Raw genomic sequence first — 850 nt, 5'->3', positions numbered from 1 at the left:
GACTGCCAGCAGGGCGCAGGTCCGACAGGATGACGCCTGCTTTGAAGTAGCGGTATCTCGGAATCCAGATGGTGCGGCCGAGTTCTGTCGCATGACGGATCAGATCTTTGGCATCGGACGTAGGCTCGATCGAGACGGCTGCGTGTTTGGCGTACCAGGGGTCGCCATCGTGAGGATTGGTCTGCATCGGGACGGAGAGATGTGCTGCTTCCAGTCCCTCCTCCCGCAGCTTCTCCGCGGCGCGCGTAGCATAATGCGCAATGGCTTCGCGGATCTCTTCCCATTTCAGCAACAGACGACCGAATGTCCGGGTTGAGGCGATGCTTTTGCGGATAGCGGCAATGTCGGGCAGAGGCAGGCAGGATTGCCCGCGCAGTTCCGCCTGAACGCGGCCACCCACAACCGTCAGCATGTGCTGAACGCTCTTTGCATCAAGTGCCACGAAATCCGCAATCGTCTCGATGCCTCTGTCCTGGAGCTTCTGTTTTGTCTGCCGGCCAATCCCCCAGACTTCCTCGATCCCCGTGCGGCGATACCAGTCCTGGCGTACGAACGGATCCATCAGGTCGCACAGACCATCCAGATGCGGATGATCCTTCGCAAGACCATTCGCCAGCTTGGCAATCGTCTTGGTCGGGCCCCATCCTACACAGGTCGGGATCTTTGCATGGTCGAGCACGTCCCGACGCAACTGGCGGCAGCGGTCGTACAGGCTGCCGGGGAGATTGCTCAGATCGAGAAACATTTCATCGATCGAGTACGGTTCGACGGCCGGAACCCGCTCGGACAGAACCTGGTACATCCGCCGCGACATGTCGGCATACAGCGCATAATTGGACGAGTACCAGAC

General features: G+C 59.6%; 1 protein-coding gene. It reads right to left on the bottom strand.

Features of this window, described 5'->3' with window-relative positions; translation table 11 throughout:
- Window positions 1-850: Y-family DNA polymerase (locus GKA01_RS13530; RefSeq protein ID WP_146864162.1), on the bottom strand; the 850-nt coding region annotated here is incomplete at both ends.

The sequence above is a fragment of the Gluconobacter kanchanaburiensis NBRC 103587 genome (genome assembly GCF_007988905.1).
Classification (GTDB): domain Bacteria; phylum Pseudomonadota; class Alphaproteobacteria; order Acetobacterales; family Acetobacteraceae; genus Gluconobacter; species Gluconobacter kanchanaburiensis.
The sequence above is the reverse complement of the archived record's forward strand: the minus strand, read 5'-3'. Positions and strand labels throughout refer to the sequence as shown.